This is a genomic window from Nonomuraea sp. NPDC049695 (assembly GCF_040674955.1).
In the GTDB taxonomy this organism is placed as follows: Bacteria; Actinomycetota; Actinomycetes; order Streptosporangiales; family Streptosporangiaceae; genus Nonomuraea; species Nonomuraea helvata.
Genome location: NZ_JBFANV010000008.1, coordinates 145,250 through 163,873, shown reverse-complemented (window position 1 = coordinate 163,873; position 18,624 = coordinate 145,250). Strand labels below are relative to the sequence as shown.

Annotated in this window: 24 protein-coding genes and 1 tRNA gene; 15 read left to right on the top strand and 10 right to left on the bottom strand. The window is 70.3% G+C overall.

Annotation, left to right across the window (positions count from 1 at the left end; all coding sequences use genetic code 11):
- Positions 1-36: 36 nt before the first annotated feature.
- Positions 37-489: a hypothetical protein gene (locus AB0J64_RS10465; protein ID WP_364023757.1), complete on the top strand. Its 453-nt coding sequence runs from the start codon at positions 37-39 to the stop codon at positions 487-489.
- Here the strand turns inward: AB0J64_RS10465 and AB0J64_RS10460 are convergent.
- The 4 genes from AB0J64_RS10460 to AB0J64_RS10445 form a co-directional block, all read right to left on the bottom strand.
- Positions 476-661 carry a hypothetical protein gene (locus AB0J64_RS10460; RefSeq protein WP_364023755.1) on the bottom strand — a complete coding sequence of 62 codons (186 nt, stop codon included), beginning with the start codon at positions 659-661 and terminating at the stop codon, positions 476-478. The two genes, AB0J64_RS10465 and AB0J64_RS10460, sit on opposite strands and share 14 nt — an antisense overlap.
- A gap of 238 nt (positions 662-899) precedes the next feature.
- A complete protein-coding gene (locus AB0J64_RS10455; RefSeq protein ID WP_364023752.1) occupies positions 900-1,325 on the bottom strand; it encodes a proline-rich domain-containing protein in 426 nt (141 codons plus the stop codon).
- 60 nt (positions 1,326-1,385) lie between these two features.
- The gene (nhaA, locus tag AB0J64_RS10450) at positions 1,386-3,185 is read right to left on the bottom strand and encodes a Na+/H+ antiporter NhaA (RefSeq protein WP_364023749.1); all 1,800 of its coding nucleotides are present in this window, start codon (positions 3,183-3,185) and stop codon (positions 1,386-1,388) included.
- A gap of 40 nt (positions 3,186-3,225) precedes the next feature.
- The gene (locus AB0J64_RS10445; RefSeq protein ID WP_364023746.1) at positions 3,226-3,906 is read right to left on the bottom strand and encodes a GAP family protein; all 681 of its coding nucleotides are present in this window, start codon (positions 3,904-3,906) and stop codon (positions 3,226-3,228) included.
- A 178-nt stretch (positions 3,907-4,084) separates the two neighbouring features.
- Between AB0J64_RS10445 and AB0J64_RS10440 the strand changes: the two genes are divergently transcribed.
- Complete coding sequence (locus tag AB0J64_RS10440; RefSeq protein WP_364023744.1) at positions 4,085-4,438, top strand: SPW repeat protein; 354 nt, start codon at positions 4,085-4,087, stop codon at positions 4,436-4,438.
- 54 nt (positions 4,439-4,492) lie between these two features.
- Here the strand turns inward: AB0J64_RS10440 and AB0J64_RS10435 are convergent, their stop codons facing one another.
- A complete protein-coding gene (locus tag AB0J64_RS10435; RefSeq protein ID WP_364023741.1) occupies positions 4,493-5,866 on the bottom strand; it encodes a Dyp-type peroxidase in 1,374 nt (457 codons plus the stop codon).
- 237 nt (positions 5,867-6,103) lie between these two features.
- Here AB0J64_RS10435 and AB0J64_RS10430 point away from each other — a divergent pair, with 237 nt between their 5' ends.
- A complete protein-coding gene (locus AB0J64_RS10430) occupies positions 6,104-6,484 on the top strand; it encodes a hypothetical protein (RefSeq protein ID WP_364023739.1) in 381 nt (126 codons plus the stop codon).
- Here AB0J64_RS10430 and AB0J64_RS10425 read toward each other — a convergent pair.
- The gene (locus AB0J64_RS10425) at positions 6,460-6,954 is read right to left on the bottom strand and encodes a DUF523 domain-containing protein (RefSeq protein ID WP_364023736.1); all 495 of its coding nucleotides are present in this window, start codon (positions 6,952-6,954) and stop codon (positions 6,460-6,462) included. The two genes, AB0J64_RS10430 and AB0J64_RS10425, sit on opposite strands and share 25 nt — an antisense overlap.
- A complete protein-coding gene (locus AB0J64_RS10420) occupies positions 6,924-8,279 on the bottom strand; it encodes a DHA2 family efflux MFS transporter permease subunit (protein WP_364023733.1) in 1,356 nt (451 codons plus the stop codon). Before AB0J64_RS10420 ends, AB0J64_RS10425 begins: the two co-directional genes overlap by 31 nt.
- A gap of 43 nt (positions 8,280-8,322) precedes the next feature.
- Between AB0J64_RS10420 and AB0J64_RS10415 the strand changes: the two genes are divergently transcribed.
- From AB0J64_RS10415 to AB0J64_RS10380, 8 genes are all read left to right on the top strand, one after another.
- On the top strand, positions 8,323-9,012 hold the full coding sequence (locus AB0J64_RS10415) for a TetR/AcrR family transcriptional regulator C-terminal domain-containing protein (protein WP_364023730.1): 690 nt from the start codon (positions 8,323-8,325) through the stop codon (positions 9,010-9,012).
- A 32-nt stretch (positions 9,013-9,044) separates the two neighbouring features.
- Positions 9,045-9,407, top strand: a complete 363-nt coding sequence (locus AB0J64_RS10410) for a hypothetical protein (protein WP_364023727.1) — start codon at positions 9,045-9,047, stop codon at positions 9,405-9,407.
- Positions 9,404-9,784 carry a hypothetical protein gene (locus AB0J64_RS10405; protein WP_364023724.1) on the top strand — a complete coding sequence of 127 codons (381 nt, stop codon included), beginning with the start codon at positions 9,404-9,406 and terminating at the stop codon, positions 9,782-9,784. Before AB0J64_RS10410 ends, AB0J64_RS10405 begins: the two co-directional genes overlap by 4 nt.
- Positions 9,785-9,815: 31 nt before the next feature.
- Positions 9,816-10,454: an SRPBCC family protein gene (locus AB0J64_RS10400; protein ID WP_364023721.1), complete on the top strand. Its 639-nt coding sequence runs from the start codon at positions 9,816-9,818 to the stop codon at positions 10,452-10,454.
- A gap of 440 nt (positions 10,455-10,894) precedes the next feature.
- Positions 10,895-12,124 (top strand): MFS transporter, encoded by a 1,230-nt coding sequence (locus AB0J64_RS10395; protein WP_364023718.1) that lies wholly within the window; start codon positions 10,895-10,897, stop codon positions 12,122-12,124.
- Positions 12,121-12,951: a metal-dependent hydrolase gene (locus AB0J64_RS10390; protein WP_364023715.1), complete on the top strand. Its 831-nt coding sequence runs from the start codon at positions 12,121-12,123 to the stop codon at positions 12,949-12,951. The genes AB0J64_RS10395 and AB0J64_RS10390 overlap by 4 nt, the downstream gene beginning before the upstream one ends.
- A 94-nt stretch (positions 12,952-13,045) precedes the next feature.
- Positions 13,046-13,261: a helix-turn-helix domain-containing protein gene (locus AB0J64_RS10385; RefSeq protein ID WP_364023712.1), complete on the top strand. Its 216-nt coding sequence runs from the start codon at positions 13,046-13,048 to the stop codon at positions 13,259-13,261.
- Between the two features lie 4 nt (positions 13,262-13,265).
- A complete protein-coding gene (locus AB0J64_RS10380) occupies positions 13,266-13,796 on the top strand; it encodes a Clp protease N-terminal domain-containing protein (RefSeq protein WP_364023710.1) in 531 nt (176 codons plus the stop codon).
- Between the two features lie 6 nt (positions 13,797-13,802).
- Here AB0J64_RS10380 and AB0J64_RS10375 read toward each other — a convergent pair whose 3' ends face one another.
- Positions 13,803-14,693, bottom strand: coding sequence for an RNA polymerase sigma-70 factor (locus AB0J64_RS10375; RefSeq protein WP_364023707.1), 891 nt, complete (start codon positions 14,691-14,693; stop codon positions 13,803-13,805).
- 74 nt (positions 14,694-14,767) lie between these two features.
- On the opposite strand from AB0J64_RS10375, the gene AB0J64_RS10370 reads away from it, so the two are divergent.
- Positions 14,768-14,840: transfer RNA gene (locus AB0J64_RS10370), tRNA-Ala, on the top strand.
- 64 nt (positions 14,841-14,904) lie between these two features.
- Here the strand turns inward: AB0J64_RS10370 and AB0J64_RS10365 are convergent.
- Positions 14,905-15,924 carry a hypothetical protein gene (locus AB0J64_RS10365; RefSeq protein WP_364023704.1) on the bottom strand — a complete coding sequence of 340 codons (1,020 nt, stop codon included), beginning with the start codon at positions 15,922-15,924 and terminating at the stop codon, positions 14,905-14,907.
- 102 nt (positions 15,925-16,026) lie between these two features.
- Between AB0J64_RS10365 and AB0J64_RS10360 the strand changes: the two genes are divergently transcribed.
- Positions 16,027-16,677 carry a TetR/AcrR family transcriptional regulator gene (locus tag AB0J64_RS10360; protein ID WP_364023701.1) on the top strand — a complete coding sequence of 217 codons (651 nt, stop codon included), beginning with the start codon at positions 16,027-16,029 and terminating at the stop codon, positions 16,675-16,677.
- A gap of 67 nt (positions 16,678-16,744) precedes the next feature.
- Positions 16,745-17,176: a GNAT family N-acetyltransferase gene (locus AB0J64_RS10355; RefSeq protein ID WP_364023856.1), complete on the top strand. Its 432-nt coding sequence runs from the start codon at positions 16,745-16,747 to the stop codon at positions 17,174-17,176.
- Between the two features lie 16 nt (positions 17,177-17,192).
- Here the strand turns inward: AB0J64_RS10355 and AB0J64_RS10350 are convergent, their stop codons facing one another.
- A complete protein-coding gene (locus tag AB0J64_RS10350; protein ID WP_364023698.1) occupies positions 17,193-17,585 on the bottom strand; it encodes a VOC family protein in 393 nt (130 codons plus the stop codon).
- Between the two features lie 90 nt (positions 17,586-17,675).
- Here AB0J64_RS10350 and AB0J64_RS10345 point away from each other — a divergent pair, with 90 nt between their 5' ends.
- Positions 17,676-18,620 carry a WYL domain-containing protein gene (locus AB0J64_RS10345; RefSeq protein WP_364023695.1) on the top strand — a complete coding sequence of 315 codons (945 nt, stop codon included), beginning with the start codon at positions 17,676-17,678 and terminating at the stop codon, positions 18,618-18,620.
- Positions 18,621-18,624: the final 4 nt, after the last annotated feature.

The window sequence follows — 18,624 nt, the reverse complement described above, 5'->3', positions numbered from 1 at the left end:
ACTACCTGTCAGTGACAGCGCCTTAGGTTCGGCGGCATGAACGATTTCGATTTCTTCGCCGGCCGCTGGACGGTCGCCAACCGCAAGCTCGTGAAGGTGCTCGCCGGCAGCGACATATGGGAGGAGTTCCCCGGCCACTCGGTGGCCACCCGGCACTTCGACGGGGGAGCCAGCGTGGACGAGATCACGTTCCCGACCAAGGGCTTCATCGGGATGACCGTGCGCGTGTTCAACCACGAGACGCGGCAGTGGTCGATCTACTGGGCCAACAGCAGGACGGGCGTGCTCGACACTAGGCCCATGGTGGGCACGTTCGAGGGGGACCGGGGCGAGTTCTACGGTGAGGAGACCCATGAGGGCCGGCCGGTGCGGTGCCGGTTCATCTGGACGGTGAACGGCCCGGACGCGGCCCGGTGGGAGCAGGCGTTCTCGGCGGACGACGGGCAGACGTGGGAGACGAACTGGACGATGGACTTCAGCCGGGAGTGAGCTCGGTCCCCGCCTGGAGCGCGCGCGGGGCGGTGTCGGCGCTGGCACGCCCCCACAGGACCGCCGCCACCGCGACGGCCGCGATCAGCAGGACGAGCGAGCCCGCCACGATCACCCACCACCAGGCGGACCTCGGCGGCTTGGACTCGTAGAGCGGCACGTCGGGAAGCATGTCGGGTGTGTACGGGAGCCGCTGCGTGGCCGGCGGCTCCTGCCTTTGGCTCGGAGGGGTGTGCCGGCGGGGAGGCTGGTTCGGACGGGGGTAGCGGTGCCTGATCGTTTCGAGGGGATCCTGTCCCTCGGGGTCAGGCTGCACTCGAGTCATGATCACCCCAGGGGGTCGCTGCCGGAGTTACGGGGATTTATTGGGTCATTGTCACACTTGCCCAGCGAAACCGTCCCGTCACTCGTCAGCCCTGATTCCCGCCGTAGGGCGGCTGCTGCTGCCAGTTCGCGGGGGGTGCGGGGGGCTGCTGCCAGCCGGGACCCTGGGGCCCGTGCGGCGGCTGGGTGGGCCGGCTCGGCTTCCGGCGGGCGACCACGGCCCAGATCAGCAGCCCCGTGCCACCCGCGTCGAAGATCATGGCGATCGGGGTCGTGATGCTGAAGACCGCGTCAATGCTCATGCCGAACGAATCGGCCATCATCGGGATCAGGACCCAGGAGCGAAGGATGTTGAACAGCACTCCCAGCAGGAGCACGATGCAGCCCGCCAAGCCGATCATGGCGGCGGAGCCGTGGTCACGCCTCGCTCTCGCGGTCAGGACAACGCCGACGAGCAGCACGATGCCCATCACGAGAACGCTGATGACGGAGGTGATAGTGGATGCGGTCATCGTGGGTCCTTCCTCCATAAGGGGACTCCGATCGGGGGTGAGAAACCGGACTCGATGACGTTACGGGGATTCGCGGAGGTCTTCCACTGCCCGGCTGATCGAATTCAGGGTGAGAGGGCCCTGGTAGCGCACGCCGTTCAGGAAGAGCGTGGGGGTGCCGCGCACACCGCCGTCCCGGCCCGACTCCTCGTGGAGGGTGATCCGCGCGGCGTGGCCCGGCACGTCGGCCCAGGGGTCGACGTCCAGCTCGGCGGCGTAGTGCTCCAGGTCGGCGTCGGTGAGGAAGCGCTGGTTGTCGAAGAGGATGTCGTGCATCTCCCAGAACCTGCCCTGGTCGGCCGCCGCCTCGGACACGATCGCGGCGGCCGTGGCCCGCGGGTGCAGCGTCGGCAGCGGGAAATGCCGGAAGACCAGCCGTATATCGGGATTCTTCTCCAGAAGTTCATCCAGGATCGGGTGGAGCCGCCCGCAGTACGGGCACTCGAAGTCCCCGTACTCCACGATCGTCACCGCGGCGTTCTCCGGCCCCCGCACATGGTCCCGGGGCCCGACCGGCACGGTGAGCCTGTCGGGCAGCTCCTCGGCGGGCTCGGCCTCGGGCGGAGCGCACACCCCGCCCCGATCCCACGCCATCCGGAAGATCACCCATCCCATCGCGGCGGACAGCAGCGAGCCCGCCAGAATGCCGATCTTCGCCTGGGTGTGGATGGCCGGATTGTCGGCGAAGGCCAGGTCCACGATGAACAGTGCCACCGTGAACCCGATCCCGGAGACGGCCGCTCCGCCCAGCAACTGCCCCCACACCAGGTTCCCCGGCAGGACGCCCCAGCCGAACCGCAGCGGCAGCCACGTGCCGAGTGAGATCCCGACGAACTTGCCCAGCACCAGGCCGAGCGCGACACCGATGGAGACGGGCGAGGTGAGGGCGGAGCGCAGGCTCTCACCGTCGAGCGGCACTCCGGCGTTGGCCAGTGCGAAGACCGGCACGATCACATAGCTGCTCCACGGATGCAGCCGCAGCTGCAGCCGCTCGTTCACGGAGACGGCGCGCTGGACCCGCCGGGTGGCCTCCCTGGCGGCCGCCGCGCTCGGCTCGCTGGTGAACTCCTGCACGGCCTCGCCCGCGAGCAGCAGCTTGTGGTCGGTGGGCGCGTAGACGAAGACCAGGATGCCGAGGGCGATGCCGATCAGGGTCGGGTGGATCCCGCTTTCGAGGGTGGCCACCCAGAGCGCGAACCCCAGCACGATGTAGGCGGGCGCCCGCCAGATCCGCAGCCACCGCAGGGTCACGATGGCCGCGAGCAGCAGGGCGGCGGCGATGAGCGCGGGGACGTCGATGGCGGCCGTGTAGAAGATCGCGATGATCATGATGGCCAGCACGTCGTCCACGATGGCCAGCGTCAGCAGGAACGCCCGGAGCGGATCGGGGCACCGGGCGCCGACGACGGCCAGCACACCCAGCACGAACGCGGTGTCGGTGGCGATCGGCACGCCCCACCCGCCCGCGCCGGGGCCGCCGGCGTTGAGCAGGAGGTAGACGCCGGCCGGGACCAGCATCCCGCCGAACGCCGCGACCGCGGGGACGGCGACGAGCCGCCGGTCCCTGAGCTGCCCGAGCCGTACCTCGTACGAGACCTCGAGCCCGATGAGGAAGAAGAAGACGGTCATGAGGCCGTCGTTGACCCAGTGCCTCAGGTCCAGCGAGAACGCGGCGTCACCGAAGGAGATCCCCATCCGCGTGTGCCAGAACGCGTCGTAGGTGCCGCCCCACGGCGAGTTGGCCCAGAGCAGGGCGAGAGCCGTGGCGACCAGCAGCACGCTCGTGCTGCCTGCCTCGGTCCGCAGGAACGCCCGCAACATCTCAGATCTCCCCCCGAAGATCCAGCGGAGGCATCCGATCCTATGGTGTCCGGAAGAACAGATAAAACGCCGCATCCCGGGCCAGCAGGAAACCGACGATGGCCAGCCCCCAGCTCACGGCCGACGCCGCGTGCCTGCTCATCCAGGCTCGCAGGCGCTCCAGCTTCGGTTCCACCCAGGCTCCCGCCAGGCCGCGCAGCGCCATGAGCGCCAGCGGCGGCAGCATCATGACGAGCACGTACGCGGCCAGCACGGGCACCCACTGCCCGGCCGGCAGCTCCGACGTGGTCATGATGCCGATCGCGGCGAGGTACGGCACCATCGTGGCCACCTCCAGGGCTCCGGCGCTCAGCCCCAGCAGCACCATCACCCGGGGACCGCCCACCCGGGGCTCGAAGCGCCGCTCGGGCTTGCCGAGCTTCGCGCGCCGCTTGGGATCGAACCGGAAGCTCAGCGCGAACAGCCCGACGCCCAGCGCGAGCTGCACCCAGTACGCCGGTCCGCTGCGCAGCACGTCGCCGAAGCGCTCCATGGCCGTGGACAGCCCCAGCATGAGCGCGACTCCCACCAGGAAGTAGAACGCCGCCAGCGTGGCCAGGTAGATCGACAGCCGCGGCCGTTCCGAAGCCAGCAGCAGGTAGACGGGGATGCCGAGGGTGCCGAAGCTGGTGCTGTCGACGAGCGCGAGGGCGGCGAGGGTGAGCAGCAGTCCGATCGTCATGCCAAGATCATGCTGCCGCGGACCGGGGCCCCGCCTCCTCCGGCGGGCTGAACCCGGCGTACACACTTCTTCGCACCCCGGCGCCGGGAGAACGGGAATCTTCGCAGGTCATTCGGGGTTATATAAGATCGACTGACCAAACAGGCCAGCCTCGCAAACGCCGTTGGCGGAGGTTCTCATGAAGGCATGGTCGCGCTGGCAGGACTGGGTGACCCTGGTCGCCGGCATCTACGCGCTACTCTCCCCGATCTGGGTCGCGAGCGCCTCGGGCGCCGCGCCGTCCCTGATCGTGCTGGGTATCCTCATCGCGCTCACCTCCCTCGCGTCGCTCGCCAGGCCGGGCCTGGTCGCGACCGAGTGGCTGAACACGCTGTGGGGCGTGCTCCTGTTCGTCGCCCCCTGGGTCATGACCTACACCCAGGAGCGCGGCGCGTCCTGGACGTCCTGGGTCGTGGGCGTCATCACGGTGGTGCTCAGCCTGATCGCGGTTCCCGCCAGCCGGGCGGCACACGGCCGCCTGATCCAGCACTAGGCACTCACCGAAAAGGCCGGGCCCCCCGAGGCCCGGCCTTTTACGTGTGCGGTGTTACAGAGTGCGCAGGTACGCCAGGGACGGCGCGAAGAAGTACTCGCCGCCCCTCATCGTCACCGTCTGAGCCACCTGAGCCTGCGGGGTGGACATCTCCGGCTTCCCCCAGACCTTGGGGAACGTCACCTTGATGTCCCGCGCGCCCTGCCCGATCACCGGATCGTGGCCGGTGGCCGGGTTGAGGAAGTCGGGGTTGTTCGCCCACGACTGCTGCGTGAACTCGAACTGGCTCACCAGGCTCCCGTTGAATGCCATGAACAGCAGCCCCACCTCGCCGCTCGGCCGCGTCTCCGGCGGCGAGTCGTCCCACGGCTGGTCGGTGCGCTCCCCGTAGGTCTGCCCGCGCCGGGCCATGAGCACCTCGCGCCCGAACGAGCGCGGGTTGGTCTTCCTGATGTGCCCGCTGAACGGGCACTTGGCGCCCTCGCCGTCGTCGTCGAAGGTGAAGTCGTTGCTGACGGGCCCGCCGCCGGCCTTCGCCTTGCTGGTCAGGGGAGTGCCGTCCTTGAACCGGCCGACGATCATGGCACCCGCCCGGTCGCGGTCGCCGCCGGCCAGGCCGAGGTTGTCGGCCAGGTCCCGCTCGATCTCCTTGAACGCCCGCACGTTCTGCTCGAGCTTCCTGAACACCAGGTAGCTGCCGTGGTGACGGACGGGGTTCGGCGCGAAGGGGTCGGGCACGAGGACGTTGCTCAGCGGGAACGCCGGGTTCCAGTGCTTCTTCGGCTCCTTGTCCACCTCGTCCTTCACGAACAGCGGCTGGCTGCGGCCGTCCACGTACCCGAAGTGCTCGATGCCGTCACCGGCGGGGTTGCGCATGCCCTGCCCGGTCTCCTCGCCGAGCAGTCGCGCGCTCTCCGGCAGCTCGCCGAGGATCTCCTCGCGCAGCGCCGCCACCCGCTCCGGCTCCGCGTCGCCGATCATGATGACGGCGTGGATCTCCCGCTGGTACGTGCGCTCCCACATCTCCACCGGCGGGTCGTTGACCTCCGCGATGCGCCGCTTCATGCCGTCGCGGAACACCTTGTCCCCGAACTTGCGCAGGTCCTCGACCGAGTGGCCGAGGTCGCGGTATCCGGCCTTGCTGATGCCGACGCCCACGTACGGCGTGCCGCGACGGCCCTTGGTGGCGAAGTCGCGCACCTCCTCCAGGTGCTTGCGCGCCGACTTCATCTTGGTGGTCGCGACGTGCCGCAGGAACGCCCTCCCTGCCTTGACGTCGTTGAACCTGACGAACAGCACGGACAGGTGCTCGCGCACGTGCGCGCGCAGGATGTTCGGCTGGAGATTGTCGAGCATCGCCTTCGTGTCCGCGTCGAGCGTGGCCGAGTCCCAGGCCAGGGGTTGTGCGTTGTTCAGGTCGACAGGCATTGCCGAGTCCCTTTCCCCGTTTCGATGTGAAATCGGGCCCCCTGCGCGCCGCACGAGGAACGTTCTTCGCGAATCCCCCGACGCGCCCCAATTCGTACGACTCCTAAGAGCGCGAGAAAGTTTCCCTGAATACGGCCGGTCGGATTTCCCGATGCGGCGGCCTACCACGCACGTGGTATCCGCACCGCCTCCACCAGGACGATTACGCGGCCGCCGGCAGGTGCGAACGTGGAGCCCATGGACGCACTCCGCACGGCTCTGGGCCGGTTGTCGCTGCTCTACGCGCTGATCTTCATCTTTTTCGCGCTGATGCACGCGGGGATCGCGTTCGGGCCGGTGGGCGAGCCCGTGATCGTGCCGGCCGCGATCGCGGAGACGCTCTGCGCCGCGGCCATGCTCACCGGGGCGTACGGCGTGCTGGCCGGGCGGGCCTGGGCCTGGGACGGGCTGATCTACAGCCACGCGGCCGCGCTGGCCGGGGTGCTGCTGGGGATCCTGTCGCTGGCGCTCGGGCCGGGCCCGGCGAGCGCGCCGCTCGGCTGGTATCACAGCGTGATGGCGGTCGCGCTCGCCGCCGGGCTCACGGGAGCCTTCTACGTCTCCAGGGTGCGCAGGTAGTCGGCGGCCTCGTCGATCTGGTCCTCGCCGAAGACGCGGATGCCGTTCTGCTCCAGCAGGGCCGTCGTGACGCCCTGTCCCGGGGTGCGGTGGCCCGTGAACGTGCCGTCGTAGATCGACAGCGCGCCACAGGACGGGCTGCCCTCCTTCAGCACCGCCAGCCGGATGCCGGACGCCCGCGCCGCCGCGAGCGCCGACCGGGCGCCCGCCAGGAACTCGGCCGTGACGTCGGACCCGTCGCTCGCCAGCACACGGGCGGCACCGGACAGGACGGCCGCCCCGCCCGCCCCGCCCTCGATCTCGGCGGCCGGGCGCGGGATCGGCAGCCCGCCCGCGACCTCCGGGCAGTGGGGCACCAGCCGGCCCTCCTCGCGCCACGCCGCCAGGCGGGCGTCCGCGCTGGTCTTGGCGCGGCCGTCGTAGCGCACCCGGCGGCCCATCAGGCAGGCGCTGACGAGGACTTTCTCCATGTCTTCGATCCTATGAGCGCGATCGGCACCAGGGAGACGGCGGCCAGCGCGATCGCGACGCCGAACGCGTACCCGAAGGGCCGCTCCACGCCGGTCCTGGTGAACACCTGCAGCAGCACCGCGAGCACCGCGACGCCGAACGGCGAGGCGAGCCGTACCACGATCGTGCTCAACGTGGTCGCGGCGGGAATGGCGACCGGCTCCAGCGTCTTGAACGCCGCCGCCATCACCGACGTCGACACCAGCCCGTGCCCGAGCCCGAGCACGAACATCGGCACGGGCCCGCCGAAGGCGGCGAAACCCGCGATGCCCGCCACCGCCACGACCACGCCCGCCGCCCCGACGCCGCGCGGCCCCCTGGCGTCGCTCAGCCTGCCGCCGATCGGCATCGTGATCGCCGCGCCGATCCCCATCGGGGCCATCAGCAGGCCCGCGTCCAGCGCGCTCGCGCCCTGCGCGAGCTGGCTGTAGAGGGGGACGAGCACGGTGAAGCCGAACATCGCGGCCGAGTAGCACACGAGCGCGGTCACCGCGGAGGCGAACGTCCTGTTCCCGAAGAGCCGCAGGTCCAGCAGCGTCCCTGTCCTCCTCAGCGCCCGCACCGCGAACGCGACGACCAGCGCCACGCCGATCCACAGCGCGGGGTGCAGGGGTGAGGCCCCGTTGCCGATCTCGGACAGCCCGTAGACCAGCGCGGCCAGGCCCGGTGACAGCACCGCCAGGCCCAGCACGTCGAGGCCCTGCGGGTTCGCGCCCGGCTCGCGCGGCAGCAGCAGGAACGCGGTAAGCAGCGCCACCGCGCAGACCGGCACGTTGATCAGGAACAGCCACCGCCAGCCGAGTCCCTCCACGATCACCCCGCCCAGCGGCGGCCCGAGCACGGGCACCAGCATGGCGGGGACCGAGATCGTGGCCATCGCGCGGCCCATCCGCTCCTTGCCCGCCGCCTGCGCCAGCATCATCTGGCCGACCGGCAGCAGCAGGCCCCCGCCCAGCCCCTGCACCGCCCGGAAGGCGACCAGGCTGCCGACCGACCAGGCGGTGGCGGTCAGCGCGGAGCCCGCCACGAACAGCACGAGCGAGACCAGCCAGACGTTCCTGCTGCCGAACCTGCCCACCGCCCAGCCGGTGACCGGGACCGTCATCGACAGGGCCAGCAGATAGCCGGTCACCGCCCACTGCATGGTGGCGAGCGTCGAGTGGAAGTCGCGGGCCAGGGTGCTGAGGGCGACGTTGACGATCGTGGTGTCGAGCATCGTCATGACGACGCCCAGGAGGACGACCAGGCCCGTGGTCCGGAGTGGATTTCGTACGGCGTATCGCATGTCGTACACCGTAGCAGTTTCGTACAGTGTCTAAAATCGGACGGTGAGTTCGATCTGGTCCCGTCCTTCGCCGCCCCGCCGCCCGGTGCTGACCAGGGAGGCGATCGTGGCCGCTGCCGTCGCCGTCGCCGACGCCGAGGGGCTGGCCGCGGTCTCGATCCGGCGCGTGGCCGCCGAGCTGGACGCGCGGGCGATGACGCTGTACTCGTACATCGAGCGCAAGGAGGACCTGCTCGCGCTGATGCTCGACGAGGTGAGCGCGGAGGTACTCGTCGAGGAGCCGCTGCCGGCCTCGTGGCGCGAGGCGCTGCTGCTGCTGGCGCGGCGGGAGCGCGAGCTGGTGCTGCGCCACCCCTGGCGGGTGGAGCTGATCTCGCAGCGGGTGGAGATCGGGCCCAACGGGCTGCGGCACGTCGAGCAGAAGCTGTCCGCCTTCGACGGGCTCGGGCTCGACCGGCTGACGTGCTGGCGGTTCCTGGCGGTGTTCAACGACTACATGACCGGATTCGTGGTGCGGGAGTCGCTGGAGCGCGGGGCGCCCAGGTCCGAGGGGATCAACGATGCCGAACGGGCGGCCGTGGCGGAGCCGTACATCAAGGAGCTGGTCCGCAGCGGCGAGTTCCCGCGGCTCGCGCCGATGATCGAGCAGGGGGTACGCGGCGCGGACGACAACTTCGAACGCGGCCTCAACTGGGTGCTCGACGGCATCGAGCGGGCGCTCCCCGGAAGGTAGACCGACCGCCCCTGGGGATAGCCTTGGCCCCGATGAACACCGTCGTCTCCACGATCGTCATCGTCGCCTCGCTGCTGCTCATGCTGGCGAGCCTGATCGTCGCGATCCGCAACCGGCCGATGGGCATGGTCCTGCTGGTCGGGTTCGCCGTGCTTGAGGTGGCGATACTCGTCCAGGCGGGCTTCGTGATCGCGGCGGTGGCCGGAGGCGAGGGGCCCGATGAGAAGGTCACGCTGTTCGGCTACGTCGCCGGGCAGGTGGTGATCCCGCCCGCCGGGGTGTTCCTGGCGCTGGCCGAGCGGAGCCGGTGGGGGTCGGCGATCCTGGTCGTGGCCGGGTTCGCGATCGCGGTGATGACCGGCCGGATGCTGCAGATCTGGCAGGGGGGCGCGTGACCACCTCCATCAGCACCGGTCCTGGCCGTGCCCTGATCGCGGTCTACGGGCTGTTCTCGCTGGCCGCCGGGGCCCGCGCGGCGGTCCAGATCCTGACCAAGTTCGACGAGGCGCCCCTGGCGTACTCGCTGTCGGCGTTGGCGGCCGTCGTCTACATCGCGCTCACCGTCGCGCTCTGGCGCGGGGCCCGCACCTTCGCGCTGGCGGGGCTGGTCATCGAGCTGGCAGGCGTGCTGGTCATCGGCACGCTGAGCCTCCTCGACCCGGCCGCCTTCCCCGACGAGACCGTCTGGTCGGTGTACGGCAAGGGCTACGTCTTCATCCCGCTCGTGCTGCCCGTGGTGGGTCTGTACTGGGTTCTGCGGCGCAGGCGTTAGCTCGCGGGGCGCTCGGGCAGTGCAACCTGCTATGAGCACGATCGAACACTCAGTGGACGTAGAGGTCCCCGTCAGGGTGGCCTACAACCAGTGGACGCAGTTCGAGAGCTTCCCCGAATTCATGGAGGGCGTGGAGTCGGTCAAGCAGATCGGCGACACGCGTACGGCCTGGGTGGCGGAGATCGCCGGGGTCAGGCGCGAGTTCGAGGCCGAGATCACCGAACAGCATCCCGATGAGCGCGTCGCATGGCGCTCCCTCGACAAGCCGCGCCACGCGGGCGTGGTGACCTTCCATCGGCTCGACGACTCGAGGACCCGGGTCACGCTCCAGATGGAGTACGACCCGGAGGGCTTCTTGGAGACGGCGGGGGACTGGCTGCAGCTCGTCCGCCTGCGCGTGGTCAACGACCTGGACCGCTTCAAGGCGTTCATCGAGTCGCGCGGAAGCGAGACCGGCGGCTGGCGCGGCGACGTGCCGGGGCCTCACCAGCGCGGCTCGACGTACGACGACTCGACCCAGCCCACGCCACCGGGGCCGGTGGGCGGGGATCCGCTCGTACCGCCCGGCACCGTGGGCGGCGGGGACACCCGGCCCGGCGGCACTCTCCCGCCGCCCGGACCGGTCCCGCCCCGCACCCCGCCCCCGGCGGGTCCCGACCCGGTCCTGTGACCTGAATCGGCGGTCGGCCGGGCCGGCACCCCGCCGCCCGGCCGCGCCACCCACCACCCCTCCGCGCCACGCCTCGCGATGGTGCAGTGTCATTCCCCACGGAGCGCGCCCTCTCGGTCGCGCCAGGTCTTTCCCCGCACGGCTGGGTCATCCGGTTGCGCCGTGTCTTTCCCGCACGGTGACGCCAGCCGGTCGCGCCGCGCCTTGCCGCCCCTGTCGCGCGCCCTCTGACGGCGCCACCCTCCCAGGCGGCCCGCGCCGTGTTCCCCCCGGTACCGCACCTCTGTGGCGTGCCCCTGTAGCCCGGGTAATGCTCGTGATCACCCCCCTGCGACACCATCGCATCCCATGAGGCGAGACGGTCAGGAATAAAGGGAGGTTTCGGTCCCGTTAAGATGGCGATTCGTCCCATGACTTGATGAGTGGAGGACTCGCCCAGCATGAGCGTGCTCGCCCCGGAAGCCCGCCGCACCACGACCGGACCCCTCGCCTGGCTCCTCGTGCTGGGGATCGTGCTCGCCGCCCTCAATCTCCGCACCGCAGTGACCAGCGTGGGCCCTCTCCTCGACCAACTGGCAGGCGCGCTCGGCATGACGAGCGTCGGCACCGGACTGCTCACCACGCTCCCCGTGCTCGCGTTCGCCAGCGTGGGCGCGATCACGCCCACCCTGGCCAGGCGCGTCGGCGAGCACCGGCTGCTCCTGCTCGCCCTCGTCACCCTGGGTGTCGGCATGCTGGTCAGGTCGCTGGTCGGGTCGGCCCCGGTCTTCCTCGTGAGCAGCGCCGTCGCGCTCTCCGGTGGCGCGGTCGGCAACGTGCTCATCCCCACGCTGATCAAGCGTCACTTCCCGGCCCGTACCGGGATCATGACCACCGTCTACACCACGGCCCTGGCTGCGGGCACCATGCTGGCCGCCGCCGCGACCGTGCCCATCGAGCGCGCGTCAGGCGACTGGCACATCGCGCTCGGCGTGTGGGCGGCCCTGGCCGCCGTCGCCGCCATTCCGTGGCTTGCGCTGCTGCGCAGTGAGCCGGAGCGGGACACCGGCAGCCGGGACGCGGGCATCCGCGGCCTCCTCAGAAGCAGGCTGGCCTGGATGGTCGCGATCTACTTCGGCACCCAGTCGATGATCGCGTACGTCATGTTCGGCTGGCTCGCCACCATCCTGACCGACAGCGGGTTCAGCACCTCGCAGGCGGGGGTGATCCTCGGCGTCTTCACCGCGCTGAACATCCCCGTCTCGATCTTCGTCCCGATGGTCGCCGCCCGCTTCCGTGACCAGCGTCCGGTCGTGGTCGGGCTGGTCGCCTTCTACGCGGCCGGGTTCCTCGGGCTCTGGCTCGGGCCCGCCGACCTGGCGCTGGTCTGGGTGGTGCTCATCTCCGTGGGCATGGGGTCGTTCCCGCTGGCGCTGACGATGCTGGCCCTGCGCACCCGTACGCCCGAGGCCACGGCCGCGCTGTCGGCGTTCGCGCAGAGCGCGGGATACCTCATCGCCGGCGCCGGTCCCCTCCTCGTCGGCGTGCTGCACGAGGTGACCGGCGGCTGGGCGCTGCCGTTCACGCTGCTCCTCATGGTGCTCCTCGCCCAGCTCTTCACCGGCCTGTACGCGGGCCGCAACCGCTACCTGGAGGACGAGTACGCGGCACCTGCGAAAATGACCGGGTGAAGACCACCCTCGTCACCTTCCCCGACGGCCGGACCAGCGGCCGTTCCCAGATCGTCGGGGCCGTGCCGGTGGGGGACCGGCACGGTCTCGTCGTCACCGAGACGCCGTTCCACCCCCTCAACCATGCCTGGCCGGACCAGCCCGCGGACCGGGGCACGATCGGGGGCCTGCCGGTCCTCGACTGCGTGACAGGGGCCCAGTCGAGCACCGGCGAGATCCTCGTCGGCGACGCCATCCCGGTGCGGCGGGGCACCGAGGGCTGGGAGTGGCTGGTCGTCCACGTCACCGAGGAGCCGCTGCCCGTGGGGACGGAGGTGGAGCTCGAGGCGGACGCCGATTTCCGCGCGGCGGTCTCGGCCGGCCACACCGTCTGTCACCTGGCCGCCCTCGCCCTGAACGCCGCCCTGGCCGACCGCTGGCGCAAGGAGACGGCACCCGACCCGCTCGGCCGCCCCGACTTCGACCACGCGGCGATCGTCTCGTCGCGGATCCTCCCGCACGGGAGCGTGGACGTCTACCGCCTGGGCAAGTCGCTGCGCAAGAAGGGGTTCTCCGCCGAGGGGGTGGACTTCGAGAAGGTCGCCCAGCAGGCCAACGAGCAGTTCGCGGCATGGGTGGCCGCCGACGCGCCGGTCTGGTTGGACATCCCGGGGCCGGAGCTGACGGATCGCCGTACGTGGCACTGCTCGCTGCCGGACGGCGAGGCCTCCATGGCGTGCGGCGGCACCCACGTCAGGAGCACGGCCGAGCTGGGCCGGGTCGAGGTCGAGCTCACGCTCGAGGAGGCGACCCTGACCATGCGCGTCACCTGCGGCCTGCCCGGCTAGCGAGCGGCCGCGCTGCCCATCCTCGCCGAGCGCCTCTGATCATTCCCGTCAGCATGTGTTGACAAGCGGGTGCTTGTCAGCACATGCTGACACCATGGAAGTCACCGAGCTGGCCGAGGCGGCCGCCGATCACGACCCGGGAGTGGGGCTGGCGGCCGTGGCCGCGCTCAGGACCCTGCTGGAGGAGCTGGAGGCGACGCACGTGTCGAACGCCCGCGCCCAGGGCTGGTCGTGGGAGCAGATCGCCGACGCGCTGGGGGTTCGGCGGCAATCGGCTCATCGCAAGCATGCTCGCAGGACGGGGAGGTAGTCGCGTGTTCGCCAGATTCACCGAGGGGGCCCGCAGGGCCGTGGTCAGGGCGGGGATACTCGCGCTCGACGCCGGGCGGCCCGCGCTCGACGCGGATCTGCTGCTGCTGGGGGTGGCCGAGGTGCGGCCGTTCTCACTGTCGTCGTTCACCGCCTCCGCGGCCGACGTGCGGGCGCGGGTCGACGTGGGCGACAGGCGGTCACTGCTGGCCACGTTCGGGATCGACCTCGACGCCGTGCACCGCCGGACCAGGACGGGCCTGGACGCCCCCGGGCTGTGGCACCTGCGGCGGTCACGGCTGCGGCCCTTGCGGGTGACCCTGTACGGGCCGCTGGGCGAGATCCCGCTGGCCATGCATGCCAGGAAGGCGATGGAGGTGGCCATGTGGCGTCCCGGGCCCGTCGCAGGGGAGAGCCTGCTGTGGGGCCTGCTCGCCGACCACAAGAACGGTGCCGCCGCCATCCTCAGGGACGCCGGGGTGGACCTCGCCGCGCTGGTACGCGAAGCCCGCATCCCCGCCAGGCGAACCGCGTGAACCGCCTCAGACGGGCTCCAGATGAGCGATCTTCTCGGGATTCGCGATGAGGTAGACCGTGTCGATCTCGCCGTCCGAGATCAGCAGCGAGACGACCGTGATCACCCGTCCACCCGCGGAGACGACCATCGCGGGGGCATTGTTGATCGTCGCCACCCCGACAGACAGGTCGGAGATGCCCGCCATGCCGATCGAGGCCATGAAGCTCGCGATGCCGGCAGGGGAGCTGACCGACACCAGCCAGCGGCTGACGTTGTCGGCGCCGGTGATGGCCCGCAGCGCGGCCCGCGCCTTGCCGCCGCCGTCGCTGACCATGGTGACCTCGCTCGCGAACAGCTCGATCAGCCCGTCGATGTCGCCGTCGACGGAGGCGTTGACGAACCGCTCGGTGATCCGCCTCCGCTCGTCCCTGTCCACGTCGAACCGCGGCCGCCTCTCCCGCACGTGCTCCCGCGCCCGGCGCGCGAGCTGCCTGGTCGCCGGTTCGGCCCGCCCGATGATCTCCGCGATCTCGGAGAACGGCAGGTCGAACGCCTCCCGCAGCACGAACACGGCACGTTCGAGCGGCGACAGCGTCTCCAGCACCAGGAGCAGCGCCAGCTCGACCGACTCGGCCAGCTCCGCGTGCTCCGCCACGTCGGGCTCGGTGCTGATCGGCTCGGGCAGCCACGGCCCCACGTACGACTCCCGCCGCGACTTCGCCCATCGCAGCCGGTCGATGGCCAGCCGCGAGGTCACCCTGATCAGGTACGCCTTCGGATCCTCAACGGTCGCCTCATCCACCCCTGACCAGCGCAACCACGCCTCCTGCACGACGTCCTCGGCGTCGGCGACGCTGCCCAGGATCCGGTACGCGACGCCGATCAGCAGGCTTCGCTGATCCTCAAAGGTCGGCATAAACCCATAGACGTACCACAGGCTCTCGGCGTGACACAGGGGCTCCGGAACTCCGATACACTTGGTGATCGCAAGGGGCTATGGCGCAGTTGGTAGCGCGCCTCCATGGCATGGAGGAGGTCTGGGGTTCGAATCCCCATAGCTCCACCCAAGTGATAGGTGTTTCGTTCAGCGGCGGTGTCCTTCGGGGCGCCGCCGTTTCTGTGTCTGGTCAGCCGCGGTAGTAGTCGGCCAGCGCGGTGAAGGCGGCCTTGGGTTCCCACGGCATGTCCGGATAGGTGTCGCCGTTGCGGTCTTCGAGAACCTTGACGATGCCGGGACTGGCCAGGTCGAGGTCGTGGCGAGGGTCGTCGGGCCGGTGCGGGAAGCTGTCGAGCGCGAAGAGATACACAAAGGCGCCGTCAACGCCTTCGGCCTCGAAGATCTCCAGCAACTCGCGCAGGTAGGTGGCCTGGCCGGCCTCGTCGCGGACGTAGTCGCCATTCAGCCCGACCGGGCGACCGGTCTGGGCGTACTCGACGATCTCCATACTGCGCGGTGCGACGTCGCCGGCGCCCCGCCAGGTGGCCGTGCCGAACCCGGTGATCGCGACCGGCTTTCCCTGCGCGACAAGGTTGTGCACGCCCTCCTGGAACCGGTCGGCCACCTCGGCAGACCGGATGAGTTCGACCGACATGATGTCGAAGAGCGTCCAGTCCACGCGCTCGAACGGTATGCCGGCGTAGGTGATCTTCCCCTGGAAACACTCGCGTACCGCCGTGACGGCCTCGCCGAGGAAGTCGTTGAGGCGGGCACTCACCTCGGCGAGCCGCTCGGCCCGGCCATCGGGCCGGCCCAACAGCAGACCGAGTCGCTCTTCCAGGTTGTCGCCGGGAAAGAACCCCCGGTTCATGATGCTCAGCTCGACACCGGCGACGAACACGACGTCGGCTCCCGCCTTCCGGACCCGCTCCGCCCGCTGCGCGCAGTCGGCGAACAGCGACAGGATCTCCGTGGCCGTCAGTTCCAGCGGATAGGGCGAGAACCAGACCTCCAGCCCGAGCTCGCCGGCGCAGCGGGCAGCCAGTTCCAGCCGCTCCGGATCGCCGCCGACGATGTGGACGGCATTGCAGTGCAGGTCATCCCGGATGATGGTCAGCTCCCGCCTGACCAGGTCGACATCGAAGCGCTCACGAGAGATCGCGCCGTCACGAACAAAGCCGGTGTCGTACGCGATGCCTTTGGCACGCATGGGTTTGGTCCTTCCTGTGGGGATCCGACGGCCCGACAGTAGGACAGAAAAGTGCGTACACGCAAGTTTGCGTATACGCACTTTGGCTGGGATGCTTGGACGGTGACAACACGACGGACGGGGCTGCGCGAGCAGAAGAAGCAGGCCACCAGGCAGGCGTTGCGCGAGGCGGCCCTGCGGCTGGCCCTGGAGCATGGGCCGGAGAACGTGCGCGTCGACGACATCGCCGAGGCGGCCGGAGTCTCGCCGAGGACCTACAACAACTACTTCTCCAGCCGCGAACAGGCGATCGTCGCCGCCGTCACCGCCGAACGAGAAGCACGGGTCGCGGCGGCGGTCGCTGCCCGACCTGCCGTCGGCCTCGCCGGCGCCGTCGTCGAGGCGATCGTGGAGCAGTACACCGATCCGGGAGAGCACCAGCGCGACGCGCTGCTGCTGATCACCACCCGCCCCGCGCTGCGCGACGCGTTCGTCGACACCGCCGGCGCGATCGAACACTCCCTCGCCGATGTGATCGCCCAACGCCTCCGCGACACCGACCCGTACACCCCCCGTGTGCTCGCGGCGAGCGTGGCCGCCGCGATTCGGGTCGCACTCCGCCAATGGGTGCAGCCGAGGACCGCGTTTCCCACGACCAGCGGGCTCGTCGTGCCATCCGGCTCGCTACCCGACCTGCTCCGCGCCGCACTCGCACCGCTCGCGCCCGCACTCGACACGGCCGAACAACGGGCACGACAGCACTCGCCTCAGTGACTCCGGCCCAGAGCACGGCCCCATAGGCTCGGACGCATCACCCTGGATCGAGGAGAGCCCATAATTGGTGGTCATTTCTCAGGAGACGTCGTTCGACGAGGCCGAGCTGTACGAGCTGTACGACTCCGTGGGCTGGAAGCCCTGGACGCAGGACATCGCCAAGGTGCGCCGTGCCCTGGCGAACTCACACCTCGTCATCACCGCAAGAGACGAAGCCGGGCGACTGCTGGGCGTGGCACGCACGGTGTCCGATGACGAGATCATCTGCTACGTGCAGGAAGTGCTGGTCAACGAGAGGTACCACGGCCGGGGGATCGGTCGGCGGCTGATGGAGCACCTGGCCGAGCGGTACGCGCACTGCCGGTACTTCATGCTGACCACCGATCACGAATCCACCCCTGAAGGGGTCGCCAACCATGCCTTCTACCGGCGCATGGGCCTGATCGAGCATCACGAGCAGGGGCTGTCCGCCTTCGGGCTGCCGGTGCAGAGCTCCTGAGGCGGACCGGGACCCGTCACTTCCCGAGCACGTCCAGGTAGTGCTGGTTGTACATGATGCCGAGGACGTTGCCGAACGGATCGATCACGGACGCGGTGACGAACCCGTCCCCGCGCTTCGTGATCGGCTCGTACTCCTTGGCTCCTAGGGTGAGCAGCCGGTCGAAGACGGCCTGCACGTCGTCCACGTGCCAGTGCATGATCGCGTTCCCGGGCCGGTCGGCCGCGCCCGCCGGGGCGTGGCGGCTGTCGATGATGCCCAGCTCGTGCTGGTAGTCGCCGACGCGCCACTCGATGTAGCCGCCCGGAACCTCGTAGTACGGCTCGAACCCGAGCAGCTCGGTGTACCAGGCCTTGGCCGCCTCGAGGTCGGCTGCGTAGAAGTTGAGGGTGGCGAGTCCGCGGAGCATGTGTCTGGTCCTTTCTTCCCGGTGATGAGCCCAATCCTTCCGGACAAAGTGCTCACCGAATGAGCACTTTTCAGGGGAGAATTTCCGACCATGCGAGCCGATCGACTTGTCGCCGCCCTGCTGCTCATGCAGGCCCGCGGCCGGGTGACCGCGGCCGAGCTGGCCGTGGAGCTGGAGGTGTCCGTGGCCACCGCGCGGCGCGACCTCGAAGCGCTGTCCGCGGCGGGCATCCCCGTCTATCCGCAGGCCGGGCGCGGGGGCGGCTGGTCGCTGCTGGGCGGCGCGAGGACCGACCTGTCCGGGCTCACCGCGAACGAGGCCCAGGCGCTCTTCCTGATGGCGGGGCCGGCCGCGTCCGCCGCGCCCGAGGTCAAGTCCGCGCTGCGCAAGCTGCTGCGGGCCCTGCCCCAGACGTTCCGGGCCGACGCCGAGGCGGCCGCCGACGCCGTGGTGGTCGACCCCGCCCCCTGGGGCGAACGCGACCGCGAGCGTCCAGAGCTGGTGGAGACCCTCCAGAGCGCCACCGTACGGCGCCGCAAGGTCAGGCTCGTGTACGAGGGCCGCTCCCGCGAACAGACCCACCGCCTGGTCGACCCCTGGGGCCTGGTCGACAAGGACGACGTCTGGTACCTGGTGGCCGGCACCGAGGCCGGGCAGCGCACGTTCCGCGTGGACCGGATCGTCGGGGCCGCCGTGACGGACCTGACCTTCGAGCGGCCTGAGGGGTTCGAGCTGTCGCAGGCGTGGGGGAAGGTCGTGAACGAGATGGAGCGGCGGCGCTCGCTGCTCTCCGCGACCGTGCTCATCGCCGAGAGGTTCCTGCCGGTGCTGCGCTCCCAGTTCGGACGCCACTGCGAGGTCGTGGGGGCCGAGGACGACGGGCGGGTCAGAGTGCGGGTGGCGGCGCCGATGGCGTTGACGATCGCCGAGCAGCTGGCCGGGTGGGGCTCGCGGGTGGAGGTCGTGGAGCCGGACGACGTCCGGGCGCAGCTGGCCAGGATCGGGTCCGAGCTCGTCGAGCGTTACCGCGCCTGACCGC

Bases quoted from the DNA above. Each gene is read 5' to 3' on its own strand.
- AB0J64_RS10410 (WP_364023727.1), top strand. From the start codon at position 9,045: ATGAACACCGTCGTCTCCACGATCGTCATCGTCGCCTCGCTGCTGCTC.
- AB0J64_RS10465 (WP_364023757.1), top strand. From the start codon at position 37: ATGAACGATTTCGATTTCTTCGCCGGCCGCTGGACGGTCGCCAACCGC.
- AB0J64_RS10345 (WP_364023695.1), top strand. From the start codon at position 17,676: ATGCGAGCCGATCGACTTGTCGCCGCCCTGCTGCTCATGCAGGCCCGC.
- AB0J64_RS10435 (WP_364023741.1), bottom strand. From the start codon at position 5,866: ATGCCTGTCGACCTGAACAACGCACAACCCCTGGCCTGGGACTCGGCC.
- AB0J64_RS10385 (WP_364023712.1), top strand. From the start codon at position 13,046: ATGGAAGTCACCGAGCTGGCCGAGGCGGCCGCCGATCACGACCCGGGA.
- AB0J64_RS10440 (WP_364023744.1), top strand. From the start codon at position 4,085: ATGAAGGCATGGTCGCGCTGGCAGGACTGGGTGACCCTGGTCGCCGGC.
- AB0J64_RS10365 (WP_364023704.1), bottom strand. From the start codon at position 15,924: ATGCGTGCCAAAGGCATCGCGTACGACACCGGCTTTGTTCGTGACGGC.
- AB0J64_RS10425 (WP_364023736.1), bottom strand. From the start codon at position 6,954: ATGGAGAAAGTCCTCGTCAGCGCCTGCCTGATGGGCCGCCGGGTGCGC.
- AB0J64_RS10375 (WP_364023707.1), bottom strand. From the start codon at position 14,693: ATGCCGACCTTTGAGGATCAGCGAAGCCTGCTGATCGGCGTCGCGTAC.
- AB0J64_RS10445 (WP_364023746.1), bottom strand. From the start codon at position 3,906: ATGACGATCGGACTGCTGCTCACCCTCGCCGCCCTCGCGCTCGTCGAC.
- AB0J64_RS10350 (WP_364023698.1), bottom strand. From the start codon at position 17,585: ATGCTCCGCGGACTCGCCACCCTCAACTTCTACGCAGCCGACCTCGAG.
- AB0J64_RS10400 (WP_364023721.1), top strand. From the start codon at position 9,816: ATGAGCACGATCGAACACTCAGTGGACGTAGAGGTCCCCGTCAGGGTG.
- AB0J64_RS10455 (WP_364023752.1), bottom strand. From the start codon at position 1,325: ATGACCGCATCCACTATCACCTCCGTCATCAGCGTTCTCGTGATGGGC.
- AB0J64_RS10430 (WP_364023739.1), top strand. From the start codon at position 6,104: ATGGACGCACTCCGCACGGCTCTGGGCCGGTTGTCGCTGCTCTACGCG.
- AB0J64_RS10420 (WP_364023733.1), bottom strand. From the start codon at position 8,279: ATGCGATACGCCGTACGAAATCCACTCCGGACCACGGGCCTGGTCGTC.
- AB0J64_RS10395 (WP_364023718.1), top strand. From the start codon at position 10,895: ATGAGCGTGCTCGCCCCGGAAGCCCGCCGCACCACGACCGGACCCCTC.
- nhaA (WP_364023749.1), bottom strand. From the start codon at position 3,185: ATGTTGCGGGCGTTCCTGCGGACCGAGGCAGGCAGCACGAGCGTGCTG.
- AB0J64_RS10460 (WP_364023755.1), bottom strand. From the start codon at position 661: ATGCTTCCCGACGTGCCGCTCTACGAGTCCAAGCCGCCGAGGTCCGCC.